Annotated in this window: 26 protein-coding genes; 16 read left to right on the top strand and 10 right to left on the bottom strand. The window is 58.3% G+C overall.

What is annotated here, in order from left to right; genetic code table 11:
* The first annotated feature begins 7 nt into the window (after positions 1-7).
* From ligA to AC6EI9_RS10785, 3 genes are all read left to right on the top strand, one after another.
* Entirely contained in the window at positions 8-2071 is a 2064-nt protein-coding gene (gene ligA, locus AC6EI9_RS10795; protein WP_498470036.1) for an NAD-dependent DNA ligase LigA, read from the top strand.
* 85 nt (positions 2072-2156) lie between these two features.
* Positions 2157-3284 carry a TIGR00341 family protein gene (locus AC6EI9_RS10790; RefSeq protein WP_498467766.1) on the top strand — a complete coding sequence of 376 codons (1128 nt, stop codon included), beginning with the start codon at positions 2157-2159 and terminating at the stop codon, positions 3282-3284.
* Entirely contained in the window at positions 3281-3469 is a 189-nt protein-coding gene (locus AC6EI9_RS10785) for a hypothetical protein (protein WP_498467765.1), read from the top strand. The genes AC6EI9_RS10790 and AC6EI9_RS10785 overlap by 4 nt, the downstream gene beginning before the upstream one ends.
* Here the strand turns inward: AC6EI9_RS10785 and AC6EI9_RS10780 are convergent.
* Positions 3451-4092, bottom strand: coding sequence for a TVP38/TMEM64 family protein (locus AC6EI9_RS10780; protein ID WP_498467764.1), 642 nt, complete (start codon positions 4090-4092; stop codon positions 3451-3453). The genes AC6EI9_RS10785 and AC6EI9_RS10780 overlap by 19 nt on opposite strands.
* Positions 4093-4315: 223 nt before the next feature.
* Here AC6EI9_RS10780 and AC6EI9_RS10775 point away from each other — a divergent pair, with 223 nt between their 5' ends.
* Together AC6EI9_RS10775 and AC6EI9_RS10770 are read left to right on the top strand one after the other, a co-directional pair.
* A complete protein-coding gene (locus AC6EI9_RS10775) occupies positions 4316-5584 on the top strand; it encodes an extracellular solute-binding protein (RefSeq protein ID WP_498467763.1) in 1269 nt (422 codons plus the stop codon).
* On the top strand, positions 5584-6963 hold the full coding sequence (locus AC6EI9_RS10770) for a mechanosensitive ion channel family protein (protein ID WP_498470034.1): 1380 nt from the start codon (positions 5584-5586) through the stop codon (positions 6961-6963). Before AC6EI9_RS10775 ends, AC6EI9_RS10770 begins: the two co-directional genes overlap by 1 nt.
* Positions 6964-7016: 53 nt before the next feature.
* On the opposite strand, the gene AC6EI9_RS10765 is transcribed toward AC6EI9_RS10770, so the two are convergent.
* A complete protein-coding gene (locus AC6EI9_RS10765; RefSeq protein WP_498467762.1) occupies positions 7017-7205 on the bottom strand; it encodes a hypothetical protein in 189 nt (62 codons plus the stop codon).
* A 45-nt stretch (positions 7206-7250) separates the two neighbouring features.
* On the opposite strand from AC6EI9_RS10765, the gene AC6EI9_RS10760 reads away from it, so the two are divergent.
* Positions 7251-8099 carry a mechanosensitive ion channel family protein gene (locus AC6EI9_RS10760; RefSeq protein ID WP_498467761.1) on the top strand — a complete coding sequence of 283 codons (849 nt, stop codon included), beginning with the start codon at positions 7251-7253 and terminating at the stop codon, positions 8097-8099.
* Positions 8100-8116: 17 nt separating this feature from the next.
* On the opposite strand, the gene AC6EI9_RS10755 is transcribed toward AC6EI9_RS10760, so the two are convergent.
* The 4 genes from AC6EI9_RS10755 to AC6EI9_RS10740 form a co-directional block, all read right to left on the bottom strand.
* Positions 8117-8905 (bottom strand): ABC transporter permease, encoded by a 789-nt coding sequence (locus AC6EI9_RS10755; RefSeq protein ID WP_498467760.1) that lies wholly within the window; start codon positions 8903-8905, stop codon positions 8117-8119.
* A 1-nt stretch (position 8906) separates the two neighbouring features.
* Positions 8907-9704 (bottom strand): ABC transporter permease, encoded by a 798-nt coding sequence (locus AC6EI9_RS10750; protein ID WP_498467759.1) that lies wholly within the window; start codon positions 9702-9704, stop codon positions 8907-8909.
* Positions 9704-10678, bottom strand: coding sequence for an ABC transporter ATP-binding protein (locus AC6EI9_RS10745; protein ID WP_498467758.1), 975 nt, complete (start codon positions 10676-10678; stop codon positions 9704-9706). Before AC6EI9_RS10745 ends, AC6EI9_RS10750 begins: the two co-directional genes overlap by 1 nt.
* 64 nt (positions 10679-10742) lie before the next feature.
* Positions 10743-13487: a valine--tRNA ligase gene (locus tag AC6EI9_RS10740; RefSeq protein WP_498467757.1), complete on the bottom strand. Its 2745-nt coding sequence runs from the start codon at positions 13485-13487 to the stop codon at positions 10743-10745.
* Between the two features lie 25 nt (positions 13488-13512).
* Here AC6EI9_RS10740 and AC6EI9_RS10735 point away from each other — a divergent pair, with 25 nt between their 5' ends.
* Positions 13513-14895: an extracellular solute-binding protein gene (locus AC6EI9_RS10735; protein WP_498467756.1), complete on the top strand. Its 1383-nt coding sequence runs from the start codon at positions 13513-13515 to the stop codon at positions 14893-14895.
* Entirely contained in the window at positions 14892-16166 is a 1275-nt protein-coding gene (locus AC6EI9_RS10730) for a mechanosensitive ion channel family protein (protein WP_498467755.1), read from the top strand. Before AC6EI9_RS10735 ends, AC6EI9_RS10730 begins: the two co-directional genes overlap by 4 nt.
* Here the strand turns inward: AC6EI9_RS10730 and AC6EI9_RS10725 are convergent.
* Together AC6EI9_RS10725 and AC6EI9_RS10720 are read right to left on the bottom strand one after the other, a co-directional pair.
* Positions 16117-16761: a 2OG-Fe(II) oxygenase gene (locus AC6EI9_RS10725; protein ID WP_498467754.1), complete on the bottom strand. Its 645-nt coding sequence runs from the start codon at positions 16759-16761 to the stop codon at positions 16117-16119. The two genes, AC6EI9_RS10730 and AC6EI9_RS10725, sit on opposite strands and share 50 nt — an antisense overlap.
* Positions 16761-17210: a protein phosphatase gene (locus tag AC6EI9_RS10720; protein ID WP_498467753.1), complete on the bottom strand. Its 450-nt coding sequence runs from the start codon at positions 17208-17210 to the stop codon at positions 16761-16763. The genes AC6EI9_RS10725 and AC6EI9_RS10720 overlap by 1 nt, the downstream gene beginning before the upstream one ends.
* Positions 17211-17278: 68 nt before the next feature.
* Between AC6EI9_RS10720 and AC6EI9_RS10715 the strand changes: the two genes are divergently transcribed.
* From AC6EI9_RS10715 to AC6EI9_RS10700, 4 genes are all read left to right on the top strand, one after another.
* Positions 17279-17536, top strand: a complete 258-nt coding sequence (locus AC6EI9_RS10715) for a hypothetical protein (protein ID WP_498467752.1) — start codon at positions 17279-17281, stop codon at positions 17534-17536.
* Between the two features lie 38 nt (positions 17537-17574).
* Positions 17575-18495 carry an oxidoreductase gene (locus AC6EI9_RS10710; RefSeq protein ID WP_498467751.1) on the top strand — a complete coding sequence of 307 codons (921 nt, stop codon included), beginning with the start codon at positions 17575-17577 and terminating at the stop codon, positions 18493-18495.
* Positions 18492-18905 (top strand): Fur family transcriptional regulator, encoded by a 414-nt coding sequence (locus AC6EI9_RS10705; protein ID WP_498467750.1) that lies wholly within the window; start codon positions 18492-18494, stop codon positions 18903-18905. Before AC6EI9_RS10710 ends, AC6EI9_RS10705 begins: the two co-directional genes overlap by 4 nt.
* Before the next feature lie 75 nt (positions 18906-18980).
* The gene (locus AC6EI9_RS10700) at positions 18981-19253 is read left to right on the top strand and encodes a DUF1651 domain-containing protein (protein ID WP_498467749.1); all 273 of its coding nucleotides are present in this window, start codon (positions 18981-18983) and stop codon (positions 19251-19253) included.
* A 72-nt stretch (positions 19254-19325) separates the two neighbouring features.
* On the opposite strand, the gene AC6EI9_RS10695 is transcribed toward AC6EI9_RS10700, so the two are convergent.
* On the bottom strand, positions 19326-19532 hold the full coding sequence (locus AC6EI9_RS10695) for a hypothetical protein (RefSeq protein WP_498467748.1): 207 nt from the start codon (positions 19530-19532) through the stop codon (positions 19326-19328).
* A gap of 137 nt (positions 19533-19669) precedes the next feature.
* Here AC6EI9_RS10695 and AC6EI9_RS10690 point away from each other — a divergent pair, with 137 nt between their 5' ends.
* The gene (locus AC6EI9_RS10690; RefSeq protein WP_498467747.1) at positions 19670-19834 is read left to right on the top strand and encodes a hypothetical protein; all 165 of its coding nucleotides are present in this window, start codon (positions 19670-19672) and stop codon (positions 19832-19834) included.
* An 8-nt stretch (positions 19835-19842) separates the two neighbouring features.
* Here the strand turns inward: AC6EI9_RS10690 and AC6EI9_RS10685 are convergent, their stop codons facing one another.
* Positions 19843-19998 carry a hypothetical protein gene (locus AC6EI9_RS10685; RefSeq protein ID WP_498467746.1) on the bottom strand — a complete coding sequence of 52 codons (156 nt, stop codon included), beginning with the start codon at positions 19996-19998 and terminating at the stop codon, positions 19843-19845.
* On the opposite strand from AC6EI9_RS10685, the gene AC6EI9_RS10680 reads away from it, so the two are divergent.
* The 3 genes from AC6EI9_RS10680 to AC6EI9_RS10670 all read left to right on the top strand — a co-directional run bounded on the left by AC6EI9_RS10680 (position 19997) and on the right by AC6EI9_RS10670 (position 21964).
* Positions 19997-20230: a CAB/ELIP/HLIP family chlorophyll-binding protein gene (locus AC6EI9_RS10680; protein WP_498467745.1), complete on the top strand. Its 234-nt coding sequence runs from the start codon at positions 19997-19999 to the stop codon at positions 20228-20230. The two genes, AC6EI9_RS10685 and AC6EI9_RS10680, sit on opposite strands and share 2 nt — an antisense overlap.
* Positions 20231-21061: 831 nt before the next feature.
* Positions 21062-21658 (top strand): AAA family ATPase, encoded by a 597-nt coding sequence (locus AC6EI9_RS10675; protein WP_498467744.1) that lies wholly within the window; start codon positions 21062-21064, stop codon positions 21656-21658.
* A gap of 60 nt (positions 21659-21718) precedes the next feature.
* Positions 21719-21964, top strand: a complete 246-nt coding sequence (locus AC6EI9_RS10670) for a hypothetical protein (RefSeq protein ID WP_498467743.1) — start codon at positions 21719-21721, stop codon at positions 21962-21964.
* The last annotated feature ends 235 nt before the right edge of the window (positions 21965-22199 follow it).

Here is a 22199-nt window from a genome sequence, read left to right as displayed (position 1 = left end):
GAATCAGATCAGCAAGCGCGCCGCTGAACTGAGGCAGCTGCTCACCCGAGCCGCCCATGCGTACTACGTGCTGGATGCTCCCGAGCTGGAAGACGCGGTCTACGACCGGCTTTACCGCGAACTGCTGGATCTGGAGTCAGCTCACCCCGAACTGGTGATCAGCGACAGCCCGACCCAGCGGGTGGGTGGAACGCCCTCCGAGGGCTTTACCAGCGTGACCCATCGCATCCCGCTGTTCAGCCTCGACAACGCATTCAGCCCCGAAGAGTTGCGCAGCTGGTACGCACGCCTGCTGAAGGTGCTCGACAGAGAGCCACAAACAGGTGCACCCCTGCCGGCACTGGCCATGGTCGGTGAACTCAAGATCGACGGCAATGCCCTCGCTCTCAGCTACGAGAACGGAGTGCTGATCCGAGGCACCACCCGCGGCGATGGGGAACAGGGAGAAGAGATCACCACCAATGTGCGCACCATCGCGTCGGTCCCGCTGCGGCTGCACATCGACCCCCCACCCGCCTGGGTGGAAGTTCGTGGCGAAGCCCTGATTCCAGACCGCACCTTCGCTGCCATCAATGCCGAGCGGGCAGCTCGGGATGAATCGCTCTTTGCCAATCCCCGCAATGCCTGTGCCGGCACCCTGCGCCAACTCGATCCGAAAGTCGTGGCGGAACGTCGACTGGATTTCTTCGCGTACACGCTGCACTTACCGGAAGACTGGGATGGGCCACGCCCGGCCAGCCAGTGGGAATGCCTCAGCTGGCTGAGACGCGCAGGCTTCCGGGTCAATCCCAATGCAGCCCTGCTGCCTGATCTCGCTGCGGTGGAGACCTTCTTCAACACCTGGGACAGCCGCCGTCACGACCTTGACTACGCCACAGACGGAGTGGTGGTGAAGCTCGACGACCTGCGCCTCCAGGACACCGCGGGGTTCACGCAGAAAGCACCACGCTGGGCCATCGCTCTGAAATACCCAGCCGAGGAAGCTCCAAGCCGGCTGGTACGCCTCACCTGTCAGGTGGGTCGCACGGGCGTGATCACCCCAGTGGCCGAATTTGAACCGGTTGCCCTGGCTGGAACCAGCGTCAGTCGGGCCACACTGCACAACGCCGACCGACTCGCGGAACTGGATCTCCACAGCGGCGACACGGTCGTGGTGCGCAAGGCCGGCGAGATCATCCCTGAAGTGCTGCGCGTGCTTCCCGAACTCAGGCCTGAAGGCGCTCAGCCCCTCGACCTTCCCCATCAGTGCCCCAGCTGCAACTCCGAACTGGTTCGGGAAAGTGGTGAAGCCGCAACACGCTGCGTGAACAGCAGCTGCCCGGCAATCCTGCGCGGCGCTCTGCGTCACTGGGTCAGCAAGGGAGCTCTCGATGTGGAGGGAATGGGCGGCAAATTGATCGAACAGCTTGTGGATCGGGGTCTGGTGCAGGCGATCTCCGACCTGTATCGCCTCGATGCCGCACTGCTGAGCAGCCTGGAACGGATGGGGCAGAAAAGCGCCGAGAACCTTGTATCAGCCATGGAGGCATCCCGTGCCCAGTCCTGGGCACGCCAGCTCTATGGGCTCGGCATTCACCACGTGGGCGAGGTCAATGCCAAAGCTCTCTCAGCAGCATTTCCGGACGTTGCCACGCTGTCCAAATCAGCCGTTGATCACCCTGCAGCGATCAGCGAACTGCATGGCATTGGTCCTGAGATCACTCAGAGCCTGCAGCAATGGTTCAACACCGGAGCCAATCAGAAGCTGATTCAGCAACTTCTAGACGTGGGCCTCTCGCTGGCCACCAGTGAGCAAGAGCGACAAGACTTGGCAAGTCGCAGCAGCTCGGATGGAGTGCTCTCCGGGCAGACGGTGGTCCTGACCGGCACACTTCCCTCAATGAGCCGCAGCCAGGCGAAAGAGCTGATCGAAGCCGCAGGTGGCAAAGTCAGTGGCTCCGTCAGCAAAAAGACCTCCCTCCTGCTCGCTGGAGAAGAAGCCGGCAGCAAGCTGGAGAAGGCCAACAAACTGGGCATCAAGGTGATCGATGAAGCGGGACTGATCACCTTGCTGCAATCCATCGAAACCTGAACATCGTTGCCCGTGATTGATGCGTCCGATCACGGGTTGTGATGGCGGAGACTGAACAGGCCGTCATGTTCAGCGTTTAGCCCCAGTGGACTCCTCATCTCCCTTTGGAAGCTTTCTGAACAATCTGTCCGGTGAATGGCAGATCAACCTCGAGAGCCGGATCCCGCGCAAGGAGCTCTACCAGGCACGCATCGCATCATCGAAGCCTTCACTTGGTTTTTTCGTACTGCTGCTCTGCGCAGCGGTGATCGCCACGCTGGGACTGATCGCCAACAGCACTGCAGTGGTGATCGGAGCGATGATCGTGGCGCCGCTGATGGATCCAATCCTCAGCCTCGCTTTTGCACTCTCCATCAGCAACAACAAGCTGGCGAAGCGGTCGCTGCTGACGGTGGTGATCGGCGTGCTCGCCGTGGTCGCCACCTCAGCACTGCTTGCCTCCCTGCTGGATGTGAGTGAAGTGAACCGGGAGATGACCTCCCGCACAGCTCCCAACCTGATCGACCTGGGCGTCGCCGTGGCGGCGGCTGTGGCCGGATCCTTCAGCATGACCCGCGAACGGCTGTCGAATTCGCTGGCCGGTGTTGCCATCGCCGTGGCCCTGGTTCCACCACTGTGCGTTTGCGGCATTGGCCTGAGCATGGGCAATGAGGTGGTGGCGGTGTTTGGTCGCGGCACGGTGGCCGGCATCACCAATCAGATCTCCGAAGGCTCCTTCCTGCTGTTCCTCGCCAACCTGATCGGGATCACGGTGGCAAGCCTGTTCGTGTTCCTTGTGCAGCGCTACGGAAGCGTCCTGCAGTGCTGGCGCAATCTGGTGCTGTGGCTGGGTCTTTTAGGACTGTTATGCATTCCCCTCTCCTCAGCTCTGCACGACTTCAGCATCAAGCAGGACATTGAAAGCAAGTTCGATGCCTTCAAAGCCGGGCAGGTCCGTCAGCTCAAACTCACCAGAGAAAACCCCTATCTGTGGCAAAGGGTTCGGCTGCTGTTCAGCAATGTTCGCGTCAATAACAACAAAGCCACTGTGGATTTGGTGTTCAGCGCACCAAAGGGAGTGCTGACGGAAGACATCGCCAACAATCTCTCTGCAGACTTCGTGAAGCGAGGGAAAGAGGAGTTCGGCCTTGGTGACATCAAGATCACGATCAGCGTGATTCCGAATCAGATCAACAAATTCAGCGATTCCATGACCTTGCCATCAAGCCGATGAATCAAGCCAATCAGCATCATCCGCCCGTGTTCCGCTGGATCAAAACGGAGTGTGGCCGTGCCAAATATGCCGACCTCAAAAGCCGCAGCGGATTCACCGCCAAAGCACGGCTGGGTTGGTTCGTCGTGATCGCCGCTCTGCGTGACTGGCGGTTGCCTGATCCTGATCAGAGCTCAGGATCCTGAGCATCAGCGCCTGCTTCCTGAAGAGCTTTGCGAGCGGAGCGTCCCACCAGCCACACCACACCCACCGTGGCCAGTACGCCCACGACACGAAGCACCCAGGCCTGCGCCGAGGTCTCTCCAGCCAGCACTTCACCAAACCTCGCTGCACTGCCGGCCAGGGCGCCGAGGGCGCAGAACAGAATCGTGCCGGGAATGATCCCGATCAAACCGAGGTTGTAATCCCGCAGACTCACCTCACTCAGTCCGTAAGCCAGGTTCAGCAAAGAGAACGGGAAAGCGGGCGAGAGGCGCGTCAACAACACCAGGCGAAACCCCTCACGACTGACCGCCTTCTCAATCGCCAGCAACTTCGGGAAACGACTCAAACGCTGCTGCGCCCAGCCCCTGAGCCAGTGCCGACCAAGCAGGAATGCAGCCTCGGCTCCAAGGGTCGCCCCAGCAAACACAATCAGGCTTCCCAACCAGGGGCCATACAACGCCCCGGCCAGCATCGATGCCCAGATCCCCGGCAGCAGCAGGGTCACCCAGATGGCATAAAGCGGAATGAACAGCAGGGCTCCTGCGGGCGACTCGAGCCATGCCAAAAGGGCGTCGGTATCGATCAGCTGAGCGATTAATTCCATCCTTCATCCATTGATGCCATCACCGCTTCATGAGCCACAGCCACAACACAACCGCACCACACAGGCTCAGACAACAGTGACATCAGAACACTGACCAAGGCCTTTTCAGGCTTTAGCGTCGTGCTGTTGAATCCGACACCTGTCAACGGATCGATGCGATTCTGGCCGGCTGAAGCAATGCCCCTCCACTTAATCGATAACCGACCGGTGAGATGAACAGCTGATGACGCGTCTCCTCTCAGGACAACCAGTCCATCGTCGCCTGCAGCTGATTGGGATTCTCTGCGCAGCCGGGCTGCTGAGCTCCTGCAGCAACAGCGGCCGAACCCCGATCAAATTGCTGCGGGTTGCCCGCATCCTGCCGACCAATGAAAAAGTCACCCCGGTTGACAGTTCCCGGGACCGGAAGCGTCTGAGCAGCTTTCAGAACAATCTTTGGGATGTGGTTCCAGGCCTGCGCATCCAACCTGCTCTTTATTCCGAGGCTGCCGTCGAAACGGAACTGGAACGCCAGACCTTCAGCGGACTGGGACCGGATCTGGTGATGGGCGATGCCCGGGTCATCCAGGAACTCTCCGAAGCGAAGCTGCTGGACACGGTGCCGATCACGCCAGAGCAACGCAACGCCATCGCACCAGGATTACTGGAACGCGTCACCAACTCCCGTGGCGAAGTGACCGGTCTTCCGGTCTCCCAGTACATCCAGCTCGCCTGTTTCGACAAACGCAAACTCAAGGAGCCGCCAGCAACGCTGGCACTCATGTCCAAGCAGAGCGGCGAGGGTCAGGTGTTTGGCATCACCCAGAATTTTGAAGACCTCTACTGGAGCATGAGCGGTTTCAAGGCCGGCAGCGCACTGGTGCGTTCGCTGCGTGGCCAGCAACCCACTGCACAACAAACCCAGAACTTGGTTCGCTGGCTGAGCTGGCTGCGGGATGCAAGCTATCAGCAGAACGTGATGTTCCTGAGGAATCAGGCGACGTTGCGCAAGCAGCTGATTGGAGGCCAACTCCACTGGATCAGCTGCTGGACCTCGCAGCTACCTCAACTGAGGGAAGCCATGAAAGACAATCTCGGCGTGACCTCCTTGCCCGCTGGACCTGCAGCTCCAGCCACGCCCATCAGCAAACTCCAGGTGTGGGGTCTGGGCCGCAACTCCAGTCCGCGACAGCGAAAGACCGCTGAAGAACTGATGCAATTCATCGTTCAACCCTGGGCCCAGAAGACCTGGTCACTGCGTTACCGCACCAATTACCCAGTGAATCCAGCAGCGGCCACAATCATCAACCGACAAATCCCTGGAATCGAGAACCTCTACATCTTCAAAGGCAAGCAAGAAATCAAAGTTGGCGACGAAATCATTGCTGCCATCGATGGAAATCCAAGAGTCGCAAAAACCATTCAAAACATCATCAATGATGTGATCTTTGGTGCGAAAACTCCCGCCAAGGCAGCTGAGCGACTGCAGACCGTTTTGAGCCCATCCTCATGATGTCGACCCTCTCCAATCTTCTGATCACGGTGGCGCCAGGAGAAATCCTGGTCGAAATGGTCAGCTGGCTGTCGTTTGTGCAGCGTTGGCCTGTTCTGATTCAGCTGTTCCTGGTGCTGTTCGTGCTTCTGATTGCGCGCACACGCAGCATTCTTCTCAGGCGCAACCAAAGCCTGCAGCGCCTGCTGAATCGAGCAGGGCTGCATCAACGTTTCCCAGATTCAATCCGCGTGTTGATGGGACCCTCACTGGTGCTGTTGATGGCAGGAGTCTTCGCGCTGATCCAGGTTCCCTTCGGACTGCTGCGTTACTTCGGACTGCTCTGGCTGGGCTGGAATCTTTTCACGCCCTTGAAAATGTTGGTGGAAAAAACCAATCCCCGCTTCCCGATTGCAGAGATAGAGACCACCCTGTTCAAACCGATTTATGTCTTCACAGCTACATTGTCGTTGCTGAGTCTGCTGGGTAGTCGCGAAAACCTTGCGAGGATCGGAGTCGCCAATCTCTTCGGTGTTGAGATCACTCTCGGCAAAATGTATACGGCCATTGTGGCGATCTATCTGATCGTGACCATTGCCTCCAGGCCAGCAGCACTGATGGCCTGGCTGAGCGGTGTGATCTTCGGAGTTCAGAAACGTAATCAGCGCGGCCTTGAGTTGTTATTCCGCTACAGCGTGATCGGCATCGGCATCATCGGGGTGGCCTATTACATCGGCATCAATGGCAACGCCTTTATTGCAATCGCCGGTGGATTGTCAGTGGGAATTGGATTCGGCACCAAGGAAATTATCTCCAACTTCATCAGCAGTATCTGGCTGCTGTTCGAAGGATCCGTTCGACCAGGGGAGATTCTGATGATCGACGGTGACCCCTGCACCGTGCGCAAACTGGGTCTACGCGCCACACAACTGAGGCGTGGTCGCGATGGCGCCGAACTGCTGATTCCCAATCAGAACTTTTTCACTCAGGAAGCCGCGTCTTACACAGCGACAGAAACCTCGAGGCGCGACAGCGTGGTGGTGGGTGCTGCCTATCGACATGACCCCGACAAGATCATCGACATGCTGCTGGAGATCGCGGCAGGCCATTCCAAGGTGAAAAAGTATCCGCCTGCAGCGGCTTTTGTGACTGAGTTTGCGGAATCCTCGATCAACTACAAGATGTTGTTCTGGGTCGCAGATCCGCTTGATGCCTTCAACGTGGGCAGTGATCTGCGTCGTGCGATCTGGAAACGCTTCGAGAAAGAGAAGATCACCATTCCCTTCCCTCAGCGCCAGATCTACCCGATGGAGTGGCCGCCCAAAACGCAACAAAGCCTCAGGCCCCAGCTGCAAGCTGAGCAGGTGATTGATCAGGAAGCTGCAGAAGACATGAGCTAGGTTCGCGAGTGCGACGCACGGGTCTCGTGACTGAGTCTCATTTGGCCGCGAAGTTACACCTCCAGTTCCTGCAAACCAACACCGGATTGCTGGCGGGAACCGTGGCTCTTCTCGGCGCCTGGCTCCTGCTGCAGGTCCTGAGCCGCCATGGACGCAACATGGGCAGCCATCTCGCCGCAGCGCTGAGGCGCCCTGTGCTGTTCGGGCTTGGCACCTCGCTCTACGCCAGCTGGATCATCCATCAGCTCAACGAGGGGCTTGAGCTGGGGCTGCTGGCACAAACTGAGGTGAACAGGATTTCCACAACCCTGGTGATCGCCAGCATCACCTGGGCCGTGATGAATGTCGGCCAGACCGTGCTGCAATCTGCCTCGATGAGGCGATGGATCCAGATCGAAGACCAGCAGGATGAATCCATGCTGATCAATGTGATGAGCAGGCTGTACACCATTGGTGTGCTGCTTGTTGTCATCGCGGCTCTGATGGTGAACTTCGGAGTTCCATCAGGAGCCATTGCCACCATGCTGGGCGGAGCCGGCATCGGCTTCTCCTTTGCGACCCAACAAATCAGTCAGAACTTTCTCTCTGGCTTCATGCTGTTTTTCAACCGCCCATTCCGCGAAGGCGACTGGATCAACGCCAACGACCTGGAAGGCACTGTCGAAAACATTGGCTGGTACTACACACGGATTCGCACCTTTGACCGCCGGCCTTTATATATCCCCAATTCAGTATTTGCAACAAACCCGATTCAAAATCCAGGTGAAATGTATAACCGCAGAATTCGAGCCAATATCAGCTTGCGCTATGAAGATTTAGGGAAAATTGACGGCATTACCAAGGAAGTTCGAAAGCTTCTTCAGCAGCATCCTGACATTGATCAAAGTCAAACCATTCTTGTGAATTTCAACGAATGGGATGCATCCTCCATCAATATGATGATTTACTGCTTCACCAAAACAACAGTATGGAAAGACTGGCTCGATATTCAACAATCCATTTTTCTTGATATTGCTGGAATTGTTCAACACAGCGGCGCTGATTTTGCCTTTGACTGCACCACGCTGTATCCACCACCAGGCTCCGATTCCAGCACCCTCATCAATTCACTGAATCGAAACAACCCAACATCATGAAAGCCAAATCAGCTCCATTAGCTGGATGCCGAGGTGTAGTGACGCAGGGCAAACAACCAAAAGCTCCGGGCAGCGGCAAAAAACACTGCTGACAAGACAAAACCCAAAGCCAGCACGGGGAGTGAAGCCCGACCCAGCATCACTTCAGCAGGAACTGTGGTGAGAAAGGCCACAGGAACCACCAGGGTGAACAGCAACCGCAAGGGGGCGGGATAGGCCTCAAGCGGGTAGCGCCCCGACGCCAACACTGCCCGCAGAACTTCCGTGGCATTCCAGGTCTTCACGAACCAGATGCTGGTGGCGGCGATCAAAAACCACAGCGAATAAAGGATGACTGCAGCCACCATCAGCATCAGCAACACGGTGACCAGCACCGCTGGAGTCAACACAACACCGGATTGGTGCGCACCCCAGGCGGCCAGGCCAAAGCCCAGAACAACCTCCGAGAGACCAGCTGGAGCGAAGGTGCGCAGCGACACCCAGAACTGACTGTCGATCGGTTTGAGCAACACGAAATCAAGGGTGCCCTCACGCACATAGGTGACGATCGCTCCCAGGTTGGGCCTCAGCCAGGCGGTCGTCATGCCGTCGAACACGGTGTAGAAGCCCTGCACGATCAAGGCCTGGTTCCAGTTCCATCCCCCAAGCTCCCGGCCGGGACCGAAAAAGAGAGACAACAACAGCAGGCTGCCGCCAAGGCTGAGGACCACGGCCAGCAGCTCCACCAGCACATTCAGCTGATATTCCAGCTGGGTGGCCAGAGCGGTGCCCCAGAAACGGCGCAAGGTTCGCCAGTAGCGCCCCATCTCAGGCCCCCATAGCGCTGTAGCGCCGAACACCGGCTCGCCAGAGCAACAACACCAGCGGCAGCAGCAGCAACACCCAGGACAGCTGTGCCCCAAAGCCTGCGGCCAGATTGACCGGATCACCCGACAAGACCCGAGCTGGAAAATCAATCAGGTAGGGGAATGGTGTCCAGCGCACCCAGTCCTGCACAGCGGGCGGGAAAGCTGTTAGGGGAGCCAGCAGTCCGGAGAAAAACAGAAAAGGCAGAAACAGCAACCGCTCCAGCGCCGTGGCCTTCTCACTCCAAAAACACAGCGATGCAATCAGGCTTTGGAGCAAAAAGGCAATGGCAAAGGCCATCCAGGTGGCGATCCAGGCCAACAGAAACCCACCCAGCGATGGAATCCAGAAGGCTTGCGGCTGAATCAGAAAAAACACACCGGCAATGCCGGCGGCGAAGGGGAGCCTGGTGAGCTGCTCACCCAGGTGCGAGGCCACGTAGCGCCAGAGGGGATGCAACGGTTGAAGCAGATAAGGCGACAGCCTGCCCAGCAGCGCATCCTCCTCGAAGGCGTAGACCATCCAGACCACCGAGAACTGACGCACCAGAAAAGCGCTGAGGAAATAACGGTCGAGAGCCACCCCGTCCAGACCCAGTTGAGAGCGTGCGTCACTGCCGCTCCAGAGGCTGAGCATGATGAACGGCAGCACTCCCGACAGGGCCCAGAGCGCGATCTCAGCGCGGTACTCGAGCATGTGGGCGTACTGACTGCCCAGCAGTGCACGCACAATGCGGCGGTTGAGCCCAAAGATGCGCATCAGAGACTTCCCTGGCGAAACAACTCGCCGATCAACTGATCAATCGGAGGGTCATTCACCTCAAGATCGCGTACCTCAAAACGTTCCAGGATCTGTGCCAGAACACTGGTGAGTGATTCCGGGTCCACCCGCAGGTTGACCTCGCAGTCCTCAAGGCTGTCGAGACGACCTAACCCAGAGAAGGCTTCGGCAGAAGCGGGCTCTTCCAGTTCAAGCCGCACATGGCGCTCCGGCGCCAGACGGCTGGCCAGGCGATCCAGGGGGCCGTCATGGAACAACTGCCCCTGATGAATCAGCAACACCCGGGGGCAAAGAGCCGTAATATCAGCCATGTAGTGACTGGTCAGCAAAACAGTGGCCCCGGTGCGGCGGTTGTACTCGGCCAGAAACTGGCGCACCCGCAACTGGGCGTTCACATCCAGCCCCAGGGTGGGCTCATCCAGAAACAACACCCCCGGTTCATGCAGCAAGGCAGCGAGCAGCTCAGCCTTCATGCGCTGACCCAACGACAACTTGCGCACCGGACGGGTGAGTTCTTCGCCCAGCTCCAGCAGGTCCGACAGCTCGGCAATCCGTCTGCTGGCAACACGATCCGGAATGCCGTAGACCGCTGCGTTGACGCGCAACGAATCCATCGGTGGCAAATCCCAGATGAGCTGTTGCTTCTGGCCCATCACCAACGTGATGCGCCGCAGAAAATCGGGGTGCCGTCGCTGGGGGTGATGACCAGCCACCATCACCTGACCGGAGCTGGGGTAGATCAGGCCGCACAGCATTTTGAGCGTGGTCGTCTTGCCCGCGCCGTTGGCTCCGAGAAAGCCCACCATCTCTCCGGGAGCGATCGCGAACGACACATCCCTTACCGCCGACACATCCCGCTGGCGCCGACGCAGAAAATGGCGCAGGGTGCCGGCCAGGCCAGGCTGTTTGTCAGCAACGCGGTACGTCTTGCTCAGCCTTTCGACCGTGATCAACGGAGAGTCCAGCGGTCAAAAGCAGAGCTGAATGAAGGCTAGGGATCTGAGCGGCCGAAGCGACTCAGCTGAGATCCTGCAGACGCCTGCGGGCCAGATCAGCCTGTGACTCAGCTTCAGCCAAGTTGGCCTTGCATTCCGCCACCACCGCTGCCGGTGCCTTGTCAGCGAAATTGGGATTGGCCAGTCGACCGGAGAGACCCTTGATCTCCTTTTCGGCCTTGGCGATGTCCCTCTCCAGACGTGCCTTCAAGGCATCGAGATCCACCAGGCCTTCAATCGGAAGCAGCACCTGAAGCTCACCGCTGACACCAGCCAAAGCCTTGGTCACCGGTGCTGCATCCGCCTCAGACGGCGTCATCACCTGAACTGTTTCAGCTCTGGTGAGCGCCGTGATGTCGGCCATTCCCCGCTGCAGCACCTCAACAAGATCGCCGCGGCCACTCACGAAACGCACCGGAACGGTCTGGGACGGCTTGAGGCCGGCAACCGCGCGCAGATTGCGCACCACGCGGATGGCGGCGATCAACTCAGTGAATGAGGCCTCGAGATCGTCATCAAGCGCTGCCTGATCGACGGCCGGCCAGGCCTGAAGTGCCAGAAACGTTGTTTCAGGCTCTGCGGTGATGCTGTGCCACAACTCCTCGGTGAGATGCGGCATCAGCGGATTCAGCATCAGGTGCATCTGACTGATCACCTTGGCCAGCACCTGCCGGGCAGTGCGCTGGTCAGCGAGTGCCTCAGAGCTAGCGCTTTCGCCTGGATTGAGCCTGCGCTTGCTCAGCTCCAGATACCAGTCGCAAACGTCGTTCCAAGCAAACTCATACAGACCCTTGGCCGCTTCCCCCAAGCCGTAACGGCTGTAGCGATCTGCTGTTTCGCGATTCACCCTGGCCAGGCGCGACAGGATCCAGCGATCCGCCAACTGCAGAGCAGCAGGATCGGCATCTCCCAGTTGGGCCGGAGTCGCGCCATCCAGATTCATCAACGCGAAACGGGTGGCGTTCCAAAGCTTGTTGGCGAAATTGCGTGAGGCTTCAACGGTGGCGGAGGTGTCTTTTTTGCGGTCGTAATCCAGCCGGATGTCCTGACCGGCGCCAGCCACTTCCCTCACCAACGCGAAACGCAGAGCATCGGTGCCGTAACGCTCGATCAACAGCAGCGGATCAATGCCGTTGCCGGCGCTCTTGCTCATCTTGCGGTTCTGTTCGTCCCTCACCAGACCGTGGATATAAACGTCCTTGAACGGCATCTCGCCGGTGAAAGCACCGGCCATCATCGTCATCCTGGCCACCCAGAAAAAGATGATGTCGAAGCCTGTCACCAGGGTGCTGGTGGGATACCAGCGCTGCAGATCGGCACTGTCAGCGTCAGGCCAGCCCAGAGTGGAGAACGGCCAGAGGCCGCTCGAGAACCAGGTGTCGAGCACATCCTCGTCCTGCTCAATCACGGCGGCTGAACCGAACGTTTCCCTGGCCTTCTCCAGAGCCTCCGCTTCGTTGCGTGCCACCACATAAGGGGTGGTGTCGGTGTACTTGCCACCGGTCTCGCTGATCACGAACCAGGCCGGAATGCGATGGCCCCACCACAACTGACGGCTGATGCACCAGTCACGAATATCCGTGAGCCAATCGCGATAAACCTTCTCCCAGCGCTCTGGGATGAAGCGTGGATCCTGCTGCTCCAGCGCTACACGACAACGGGCTGCCAACGGCTCGGTCTTCACGAACCACTGCGTGGACAGCAGGGGCTCCACAGGGACCTTGCCACGGTCGGAGTGAGGAACACTGTGGCGATAGTCCTCCACCTTCACCAGCAGACCAAGATCTTCAAGACCAGCCACCACCGCTTTGCGCGCCTCGAAGCGATCCAGCCCCTCGAACGCTCCTGCCTCCCTGTTCATCGTGCCGTTCTTGCGCATCACCGTGATCTGGGGCAGACCATGGCGCTGACCAATGGCGAAGTCATTGGGGTCATGGGCCGGTGTCACCTTGACGCAACCGGTGCCGAAGTCCTTCTCAACATGGTCGTCAGCCACGATCGGAATCTCCCGCCCCACAAAGGGGAGCGTGAGGGTCTGACCCACGAGATGGGCATAGCGGTCATCGCTGGGATTCACCGCGACCGCCGTATCACCAAGCATCGTCTCGGGCCGGGTGGTGGCCACCTCCAGATGACCATCACCGCTGCTGAGGGGATAGCGGAAATGCCAGAGATGACCATCCACCTCCCTCATTTCCACCTCCAGGTCACTCACCGCTGAACCGGAGGCAGGACACCAATTCACCAGATACTCGCCCCGATAAATCAGACCCTGCTCATGCAGACGGACAAAGGCTTCTCTGACGGCCTCGCTGAGGCCTTCATCCAGGGTGAAGCGCTGCCGACCCCAGTCCACCGAATAGCCGAGCCTGCGCAGCTGATCGACGATGCGGCCACCGCTTTCGGCCTTCCATTGCCAGGCCCGCTCCAGAAAAGACTCGCGGCCGAGATCGTGGCGGGTCTTGCCCTCCTGCTTGAGCTGCTTCTCCAGGATCGTCTGCACCGCGATCGAAGCATGGTCAGTGCCGGGGAGGCAAAGCACGTTTTTACCCGCCAGGCGCTGATAGCGGACGATCGTGTCGATCAAGGCCGTGTTGAAGGCGTGGCCCATGTGCAGGCTGCCGGTGACGTTCGGAGGGGGGATCACCACCGAAAACGGATCCCCAGGCGCCTTGGGGTCGGGATGAAACGCACCTTGGTCCTCCCAGGCCTGCTGCCAGCGGGCCTCAGTGCCCACCGGGTCATAGGTCTTGGCCAGCTCGGACACAGGACGCGCTCAACAACAGCGACCCATGCTCGCAAAACAGCTGTCCAAAAAAACCAAGGCCGCAATATCAACAAGCTGGGCCAGCGGGCAAGACGGATGGCCCTTGAGAGAGCAGTGGCGAGACAGCCACGAATGTGAAGATCAGAATGACTCGATCAATCACCTCTCCATCGTGCGTGCTCGGCTGGCAGCCAGCGTCTTGCTCTCCACCCTGCTGCTCAGCGTCAGCGGTTGCAGTCGTCTCGGAAATGAGCTGCCGGTGATGCTTTATCTGGCCATGGTGATCGACCAGGACAGCACGATCGACACCGCAACCCAGACCGACTTCCGCCAGAGAATTCAGCTGATCATCAGCGATTTCCGCAGGATCAAACCCAACGTGGAAGTGCAGGTCGCGCTTTACAAGCGCGCCAATCTCAACCAGGAACTCCAGCGCCGCAATGCCTCAGATCTAGGCCCTGATCTGGTGGTCACGGATGCCCTTCAGGCCAATCAATTGCTGAGTGACGGGCTGACGGACGAGCTTCCTTTGCAGGAATTCAAACGCCAGCAAACTGAGACAACCTTGTGGGAACGGGTGAAGCTCAACGACGGACGAATCACGGCCCAGCCGATCGTGATCTACCCGCAGATCGCCTGCTTCAACCGCGAGATCGTTCAGAGCCCTCCCACCACATTGCAGGAGCTTCTCCAACAGGGCGCATCCGGGACCCGCATCGGGCTGGCGGTGAGCTTCTCGGAAGTGCTGTGGACCGCTGGGAGTCTGGGAGCCATCCAAAGCCTGGCCCGCGCCAATGATGACCAGAACCTGAGTGCACAGGACAACGAGACGCTGGTGGCCTGGCTGACCTGGTTGCAACGGGCCAGTGCTCAGCAAAACATCTCCTTTTTCCAGGACCAGGGGCAACTTGAAAACCTGCTCAATGAGGGTGAGCTCGATTGGGTGAGCTGCAACTCCAACAGCCTGCTGCGACTCAGAAAGCTGATGGGCGACAACCTCGGGGTTTCGCCACTTCCCAGTGGCCCTGCCGGAACCGCAAGCCCCATGAATGCTGTGAGGGTGCTGGCACTCGGAGCGAACTCAAGTCCACGCCAACGTGAAGTGGCCGTGAGCCTGGCCCAGTTCATCACCAACCCGATGGTGCAGAGGAATCTGTCGCTGCGCTCCCTTGCTTTCCTGCCCGTGAACCCTGCCGTGGCTGTGCCGGTGCGGAGTTCCCAAACGCTGGCCACTTTGGTGCAGTCCCGAGACGATTCGATGCTGCATGAATCAGCCCTGGCAGGGCTGGCTCACCATCGCAACCTCGATCGCGATGGATCACAAGTGCTGGTTCCACTGGTGTTTGGAACCTCAAACCCGCGCTCCAGCCTGGATTCCCTGCTCAAAGCCCTTGGGAGTGGATCATGAACCAACTCTTGTGGGAAATCCTCGGCTGGCTGGGTTACCTGCAGCGAAGCGCCGTCGTCGCCCAAGTGCTGCTGATCCTTGGACTGAGTGTGGGATGGCACCTGATCAACCCGCAACGGCGGCTTAAGAACCTCCATCCGGCATTGCAATTGCTGGTGGCGCCCATCGCCATGGTGTTCATCGCCTGGCTGATCGAGCTTCCAGGCGGAAAAAGCGGACTGGTGAGCTATGCCGGCTTCTGCTGGCTGGGCTGGAATCTGCTCAACCTCTTGAACCAACTGCTGCAGCAGCTGCTGCCTGCCTCCAGCGTTCATCAACTCGAAAGTCGTCTGCTCAGACCACTGTTCCTGGTTCTGGTGGGCTTGAACCTGATCAGCAAGTTCGACAATCCCGCTGATCTGGGCGTGATCAAGCTGGGCAGCCTCTTCGGTGAGATCCTCACCGTGAACAACCTGGTCGTCGCTCTGCTGGTGACCTATCTGCTGCTGGTGGGCACCAAACTTCCAGCCGCCGGCCTGGCCTGGATGCTGCAGAAACTGCTCAGCTGCAGCGACAGCAGCCGCAAGGCTCTTGAACTGATCGTCCGCTATGTGGTCGTTGGCATTGGCATCACGGCTGTGGGGTTTCACATCGGGCTGAACTCCACGGCACTAGTCGCCATCGCCGGTGGACTGTCCGTTGGCCTTGGCTTCGGCATCAAGGAGGTGTTCTCCAACTTCATCAGCGGCATCTGGCTGCTGTTTGAAGGGTCAGTGCGTCCAGGAGAAATTTTGATGGTGGATGGAGATCCCTGCGAAGTGCGCAAGCTTGGCCTGCGCGCCACCCTGCTCTGGCGAGATCGAGACAACGCGGAACTGCTGATTCCCAACCAGATGTTTTTCACCGCGCAAGCCACCAGTTACACCGCCACCGACCGCATGCGGCGCAGTGAGATCCGTATTGGTGCCGCCTATCGCCATGACCCCCAGCTGGTGCTGAAGCTTCTGGAGCAAACCGCTCTGAGCGTGCCCAGAGTGCTGAATCATCCAGCGCCGAGGGCGCTGCAGGTGCACTACGGCGACTCCGCCATCGAATATTCACTGCGCTATTGGATCTCCGACCCCATGAACAACATCGGCATTGTGAGTGAGGTGAATCAGGCGATCTGGACAGCGTTCAAAAGGGAAGGGATTGAAATTCCTTTCCCACAGCAGGTCAACACCGTGCGTGAGATCCCACCGTTCAGGAACGAGCCAGGCGCCGGAGATAACCCTCCTGTGTCCCTGCGTTGATCCAGCCTGTGGCAATGGTTTTACTGTGCTTCTGTGTGACCCTGCCGCGGTGAATGTGACTGGGGCCAGCAGGAAAGATCACCAGCTTTCCCCGCACCGCCTCCTCGTGATGCTGCTGCCAGTGAAACTCCGTACCGGCCTCAGCCACGCTGTCGCAGTAGAGGATCCAAGCCAGAACGCGATGAACAGGTTCTGTGGCCTCATCGCTGATGGTCCAGTCGCAGTGCCACTGACGAAATCCCTCACCGGGCGCGTAGCGCTGCAGATTGAAGATCGGCAACACGAAGAGAGCCTGGTCAGGGCAGACCTCACGAAACAGGGGGCGTTCCTGCAGGTAGCGATCCAAACCCGCACGAACGCCCCGGACAATCACCTCTGAGAGGGCACAGGACTCCGGATCCTCGCGATCGATGGCCACCAGGCTGATATCGGTGCTCAGCTTCGAAGGCTGCTGATCTCCGGCAGGACCGAAGGCAACGCCAGGTCGGTGTAAGTCGGTGCGTCGATCGAAAAATGCCATCACCGCATCGGCGACGGCTTCATAACCGGCATTGCCGTAGCGACCGATCAGGCTGGTGCCGTTGGTCTCAGACATCAGGCCTTCCAGGGAATCGCCACCACGGCCTCCAGCTGTTGCCAGCGGCTGTGATCGGCAACAACCCGGTCAGTCAGTCCCGCCCTGTCCAGAGCTGCTGAGAGTCGATCAGGCTTGAGCACGGCGGAATCCTGGGGAGCCTGCGACAACAGCAAAACCTGCTGTTCAGCCGGATCGGCCATCACGAGGAGTTCCAGATCCGCCAGCTCTCGCTCAAAGAAGGTTCGACGCAGTCGCGAGGTGAGGCGTTCACCAAGGGCAGCGGCGAAATGCTCAAGGGCGTCGCGTTCTCCGGACAAACCGCAATTGAGCGAGAGCCAGATCATCAACTTGGCCCAGCTATCAACGGTCCAGAGCGGCTGAAAGCTCTCGCGGTGCTGTCGAATCAACTCCAGCAGGGCGAAGTCCACAAGCGTGCCCTGCAACTGTTCGGGATCCGGACGACTCATGCTGACCCTCACTTGAGGACATCCTCTCCCTCGGGGGTCAGACTGGTGTTGCGCGTCTACGCCTGACCATGACCCTGGATCTCAATGATCCCGAACTCGAGTTCTCGGATCTGGTTTATGCCTATCAGAGCTGGGTGATGGCCATCATCAACGACGAAAAACTGGATTCCGAGGACATCCTGCTCACCGACGAGATCGCTGAAGACGCTCTCAATGCCATGCGCTTCCTGCCTGGCGAGGTGACCAGCGCGATCGAAACTTCGCTGGCGCGCGTCTATGACGTGGATGCCGACGAACTCGCTGGCCTGCTCTTCCCCGAAGACTGAGCGAACCCGCGAGACTGATCGGGCGCTGATATCGCCGCATGGGCTGGACCATCGACGACATGCCTGACTTGCGAGGACGGATCGCCCTCGTCACAGGGGCCAACAGTGGCCTTGGCCTCGAAACCACTCGGGCCTTGCTCCGGGCAGGAGCGACTGTGCTGATGGCCTGTCGCAGCCGCCGCAAAGGAGAGGCGGCCCGCGCGGAATTGCTGGAGCTGGGGTCCTCTGGCGTGGACCTGCTCGACCTGGATCTCGCTGATCTCGACAGTGTCGATGTCTGCTGCCGAGAAGTTCAGTCGCGCTACGAGCGGTTGGATCTTTTGATCAACAACGCGGGAGTGATGGCGCCTCCACGGCTGCTGAGTCAACAGGGGCATGAAATGCAGTTCGCGGTGAATCACCTCGGCCACTTCGCTCTGACCCAGGCCCTGCTGCCTCTGATGGAAGGCCGCGAGCAAGCTCGAGTCGTCACCGTCACCTCGGGAGCGCAATATTTCGGAGCGATCGCTTGGGATGACCTGAGCGGTGAAAAGTGCTACGACCGCTGGAAGGCTTACAGCCAGAGCAAGTTGGCCAATGTGATGTTTGCACTGGAGTTAAACCAGCGTCTCGAGCAATCGGGAAGCAGCGTGAGATCTCTGGCGGCCCATCCAGGCCTGGCGCGGACGAATCTTCAACCGCTCTCGGTGGCATCGAGTGGTGCCTGGCAGGAAGCACTGGCTTACCGATTGATGGATCCCATGTTCCAGAGCGCAGCTCAGGGAGCGCTACCACAGCTTCTGGCGGCAACATCCCCATCTGCAAAAGGTGGAGAGCACTATGGCCCCAGTCAGTTTGGAGGAATGCGCGGTGCACCCAAACAACAGCCCGTGGCTCGTGCCGCTCGCAGCCAGGAACAGAGGTCCCGTCTTTGGACAATCAGTGACGAACTGATCCAAACCAGAAGCGCAGCGGCATGAGGTCAGATTTCAGCATGGAGCAGCAAGGATCCACAGGCACGCAACGGCAGCAATTGCTGCTGGAGGAACTGCAAAAGAGTCAGTCCGAAATGACCGGCCAGCAGCTGCATCGCTGCCTGGAGGGGCAACCGGGCGCCATGGGGCTTGCAACCGTATATCGCAATCTGCGCAAACTCCATCAACGGGGCAAGGTGCGTTGCCGGCATCTGCCGACAGGCGAAGCGCTCTACGCACCGGTCGATCGTGATCAGCACCATCTCACCTGTGTGAGCTGCGGCACAACGCAGACACTGGAGCAGTGCCCGATACATGAATTGAAAGTGCAGGCTCCGGAAACGGACGACTTCAAGCTGATCTTTCACACGCTGGAATTCTTCGGGCTCTGCAACAGATGCCTGACCAAGAGCTGAATCACACCAACACCCGATCAAACAACCATTGGGCCTGATGATCCTTTTGAGCAGGGTGTGATCAGACTGCTGAACATGCCAAACCGCAATGGGACCACCCAAGAAGCTCCAGTGAAGTCCGGAGGAGAGGGGTGGTTGGTGAACGGCGCACAAAAGCTGCTGGTGCAGTTCAAACCCGACACGCCATCGGCCCAGGAGCAATGGGTCTCCGTGAGAACTTATGAATGGGTGCCACCCCATCCCCCCGAGCCCCAGTCACGACGACGAATGCTCAGACACAACGCCATCGAAGCTTGGGAGACGATGTTGAGGACAGGCTGGCGACGCTGTTCACCGCCGGTGCACTAGAGATTCGCAGATGTGACTCTCCACAGAAACCATGACTCTCCAGTGACTCTCCACAGGTGTAAACCAGGGGATTTAGTGAGGTCTTCGAATCCGACCCTTTTCGGAGGACTCAACGCGATCCAGCGCAATGTCCATAGGCAGCCTGGAGCTGGTGGCTTGCGAAGCAGTGACAAGCCAGACCACCACTGCCATGACGCTGACCCCTACCAGAACCCCAAAAGCGCGAAGCAGATGGTGCGTGATGTCGTCGGGGTGCCGCTGGGGAGAGCTCGGTGCCATCAAGACTGCGCGGATGGTTCAGTTCTGGCCAACCGAAATCAGCTGGGCAAGCAAATGCGCAATTGTTTCCTGAATTGCTGAAGCATTTGCAGCCCTGTCTGAACCAGGGCTAAAGCGAATGAATGCCATCCATCCCCATGACAAGCAGCACTGACCATTCCGAATCCCTGCTGGAGGATGTCGTCGCAGAGGAAATTGCTCTCCAGGTTGATCACATTGCTGAGTCACTGCAGCGCGAGGGTTGGCCCATGCCGCTGGTGAAACGTTTCATGCACCGTGCGGTCGAAAACTTGCCTGAGTGAGAAGGGGGTCAGTGTCCCGCACTCGGGACAGCGAAGCGGTGAATGTGCTCCCGTGGAACCCGTCTGAAAAGGTCCTGAAACCGAACCTGCATGGGCGGCTGTCCTGCCTCCCAGGCAGACAACAGCAGGCGTAGACCGAACAGGTCCCACACGGAGACATCCATGACAGCAACCACACTTGAAGCACCCACAGGACTGGTGACTCACGATCTTGAGGGGCACGACAACGTCTACCCCAAGGAGCCACTGATGGAACTTGCTGGACCTGACGCCGGTTGGGGGTTCCACGCTCGGGCGGAGAAGTTAAACGGTCGTCTGGCCATGCTCGGATTCATTGCTGCGATCGCAACGGAATTGATCAGTGGCGAGGGCCTACTCCACACCATTGGCCTTTAAGCGGGATCCAAGCCAGACATCGGTGCAGCGTCGATGTCTGGCTGATCAATCACCAATGGTGCCGAACCTGCAGCATCCAGGCTGAAGGTGTGATCCGGAACTGAAACCTCCGCAGCGAATTGATCGGGATCGAAGAGGCAACACAGTTCACTTGTTTGGCCTCAACAAGTGCAGACAACATGATTGTCAAGATCAGTGATCAGTCGATCATCATTCTTGTGTGTCAGATCTGCAAACTCGTCATCCATGAGAGTGCTAGCGCATTATCCAAGAGCATCACAACGCTCGTGATAATCGAGATATTCCCTCACTTGTAGGTCTGGCATCTTCATGATATTTGTCATGAGATCCTGCCTGTAGTTGTAGAGACCTTTGCAGCCTTTCAGTGGCTCGAGCAGCAACTCAAGCAAATGGGCTTTGGCACTTGTTCCTGACATTGATTGTTTCATTCAAATCATTCTGTTGGTTAGAAGGGTGTTGTTGAAAGCCGAATCGGCAAAGGCTTTCGACCACCACGCCATAGTTCAGCTTTTCCAATCAGCGGCAATCGCTGCAATAACGGGTGAGTGAGCTGAAAAAAAAGGATTGCATCTGCAGGCAACGAGTCATGGAAGTCATCACTTCGATCACTCCACCATCGCCGAAACAGGCTGAACTCACATCACCCAAAGGTGTGATTGTTCAGGCCAATGAATCCCCCAACAGAGGTGCCAGGACGAACCAAAGTCGCATCCGCTCGGACATCTGGCTTTGCATTTGGCAATGAAGCCCTACCCCATTGCATTGAGGTCGAAACATAATGAATGATGGGTCTCGACCACCGATCTCAACATGCGCATCGCCATCAGCGGATCTCACTCTCTCGGCAAAAGCACCTTGGTCTGGGATTGGATCAAACGGCACCCCCAATACACACGTGAAGAGGAGCCGTTTCGTGCCCTCGATGGCGAAATGTATGACATCCGGTTCCGTCAGGAAAGCAACCGTCTTCACAACGGCATACAGATGTATTACAACGCCAGTCGCGTGAATCTTTATTCATCAATCAACGACTGTGTGATTTTCGATCGTGCTCCAGTGGATTACATCGCGTACTCGCAATACACAGCTGACAAGAAAACAACCGATATTGATGATGCATTCGTGGAGGCCATGGTGCCGAGAGTCAAAGAGACTCTTCAGAGGCTTGACTTGATTGTCTTTGTCCCCATGACCGATCTCTGGCCGGTGGACATGGAGGATGACGGCATCAGACCCGTCGATCTTCCTTACCGAGCAGAAGTCGATGCGATCTTTAAACAGATCTATCGGGATGAGCGCTTCTCAGTCATGCCAGACAAGAATCGGCCAAAGCTGATTGAACTCTGGGGCTCCCGTGAGCAAAGGCTCGATCGACTCCAGCAAGCAGCAGCATCATGCCTGCCCTGATTGCTTCGCCAAAAGCGATCGGGCCCTGCAGCTGAGCATTGCGAGACATGTGTCCACTGCTTGACAGACACAACGACAGATTTCCGGGAAGGTGTCTTTAACCGCGATGGATCCAATGTCCAGAAGCAGTTGGCTGAAGAGCCCAACACGATGCTCAGCCGCCTCCACTTGGCAGACATCTCCAGCGCAGTCGCAGGAGGAATCCAAACAACGGGTCGAAATGCTCTGGTCGATGCCTTCGTCAACCGCCGAGAAAGTGAAAGAATCTGCCTGATGAAGCAGATCACTGCTGGTGGGCAACGTTGACTAACCCGACGCTGCAATCCGCATTACGCCGCCGGGTTTGTCGAGACGCGCGTGGGCCTTTCATTTCCCCGCGGCGGAATCATGGCAATCGCATGGGTGCTTGCGTGGCTCCCGGTGACTGAACTGACCTCAGATGAATCCGGTCGGGAAAGGTGCTGAAACCCTTCCGGCTGAAAGCGCGACTGGCAGGGGCTCGCCGCTCGCAGATGCGCTGTCTTTCCTTTGCGCTTCAGAC

The organism is Synechococcus sp. MIT2312 (assembly GCF_059772315.1).
This window is presented reverse-complemented; position numbering and strand designations above follow the sequence as displayed.

Bases quoted from the DNA above. Each gene is read 5' to 3' on its own strand.
- AC6EI9_RS10785 (WP_498467765.1), top strand. From the start codon at position 3,281: ATGAATCAAGCCAATCAGCATCATCCGCCCGTGTTCCGCTGGATCAAA.
- AC6EI9_RS10780 (WP_498467764.1), bottom strand. From the start codon at position 4,092: ATGGAATTAATCGCTCAGCTGATCGATACCGACGCCCTTTTGGCATGG.
- AC6EI9_RS10775 (WP_498467763.1), top strand. From the start codon at position 4,316: ATGACGCGTCTCCTCTCAGGACAACCAGTCCATCGTCGCCTGCAGCTG.
- AC6EI9_RS10770 (WP_498470034.1), top strand. From the start codon at position 5,584: ATGTCGACCCTCTCCAATCTTCTGATCACGGTGGCGCCAGGAGAAATC.
- AC6EI9_RS10765 (WP_498467762.1), bottom strand. From the start codon at position 7,205: ATGGATGATCCAGCTGGCGTAGAGCGAGGTGCCAAGCCCGAACAGCAC.
- AC6EI9_RS10755 (WP_498467760.1), bottom strand. From the start codon at position 8,905: ATGGGGCGCTACTGGCGAACCTTGCGCCGTTTCTGGGGCACCGCTCTG.
- AC6EI9_RS10750 (WP_498467759.1), bottom strand. From the start codon at position 9,704: ATGCGCATCTTTGGGCTCAACCGCCGCATTGTGCGTGCACTGCTGGGC.
- AC6EI9_RS10735 (WP_498467756.1), top strand. From the start codon at position 13,513: ATGCTCGCAAAACAGCTGTCCAAAAAAACCAAGGCCGCAATATCAACA.
- AC6EI9_RS10730 (WP_498467755.1), top strand. From the start codon at position 14,892: ATGAACCAACTCTTGTGGGAAATCCTCGGCTGGCTGGGTTACCTGCAG.
- AC6EI9_RS10725 (WP_498467754.1), bottom strand. From the start codon at position 16,761: ATGTCTGAGACCAACGGCACCAGCCTGATCGGTCGCTACGGCAATGCC.
- AC6EI9_RS10720 (WP_498467753.1), bottom strand. From the start codon at position 17,210: ATGAGTCGTCCGGATCCCGAACAGTTGCAGGGCACGCTTGTGGACTTC.
- AC6EI9_RS10715 (WP_498467752.1), top strand. From the start codon at position 17,279: ATGACCCTGGATCTCAATGATCCCGAACTCGAGTTCTCGGATCTGGTT.
- AC6EI9_RS10710 (WP_498467751.1), top strand. From the start codon at position 17,575: ATGGGCTGGACCATCGACGACATGCCTGACTTGCGAGGACGGATCGCC.
- AC6EI9_RS10705 (WP_498467750.1), top strand. From the start codon at position 18,492: ATGAGGTCAGATTTCAGCATGGAGCAGCAAGGATCCACAGGCACGCAA.
- AC6EI9_RS10700 (WP_498467749.1), top strand. From the start codon at position 18,981: ATGCCAAACCGCAATGGGACCACCCAAGAAGCTCCAGTGAAGTCCGGA.
- AC6EI9_RS10695 (WP_498467748.1), bottom strand. From the start codon at position 19,532: ATGGCACCGAGCTCTCCCCAGCGGCACCCCGACGACATCACGCACCAT.
- AC6EI9_RS10690 (WP_498467747.1), top strand. From the start codon at position 19,670: ATGACAAGCAGCACTGACCATTCCGAATCCCTGCTGGAGGATGTCGTC.
- AC6EI9_RS10680 (WP_498467745.1), top strand. From the start codon at position 19,997: ATGACAGCAACCACACTTGAAGCACCCACAGGACTGGTGACTCACGAT.
- AC6EI9_RS10685 (WP_498467746.1), bottom strand. From the start codon at position 19,998: ATGGATGTCTCCGTGTGGGACCTGTTCGGTCTACGCCTGCTGTTGTCT.
- AC6EI9_RS10675 (WP_498467744.1), top strand. From the start codon at position 21,062: ATGCGCATCGCCATCAGCGGATCTCACTCTCTCGGCAAAAGCACCTTG.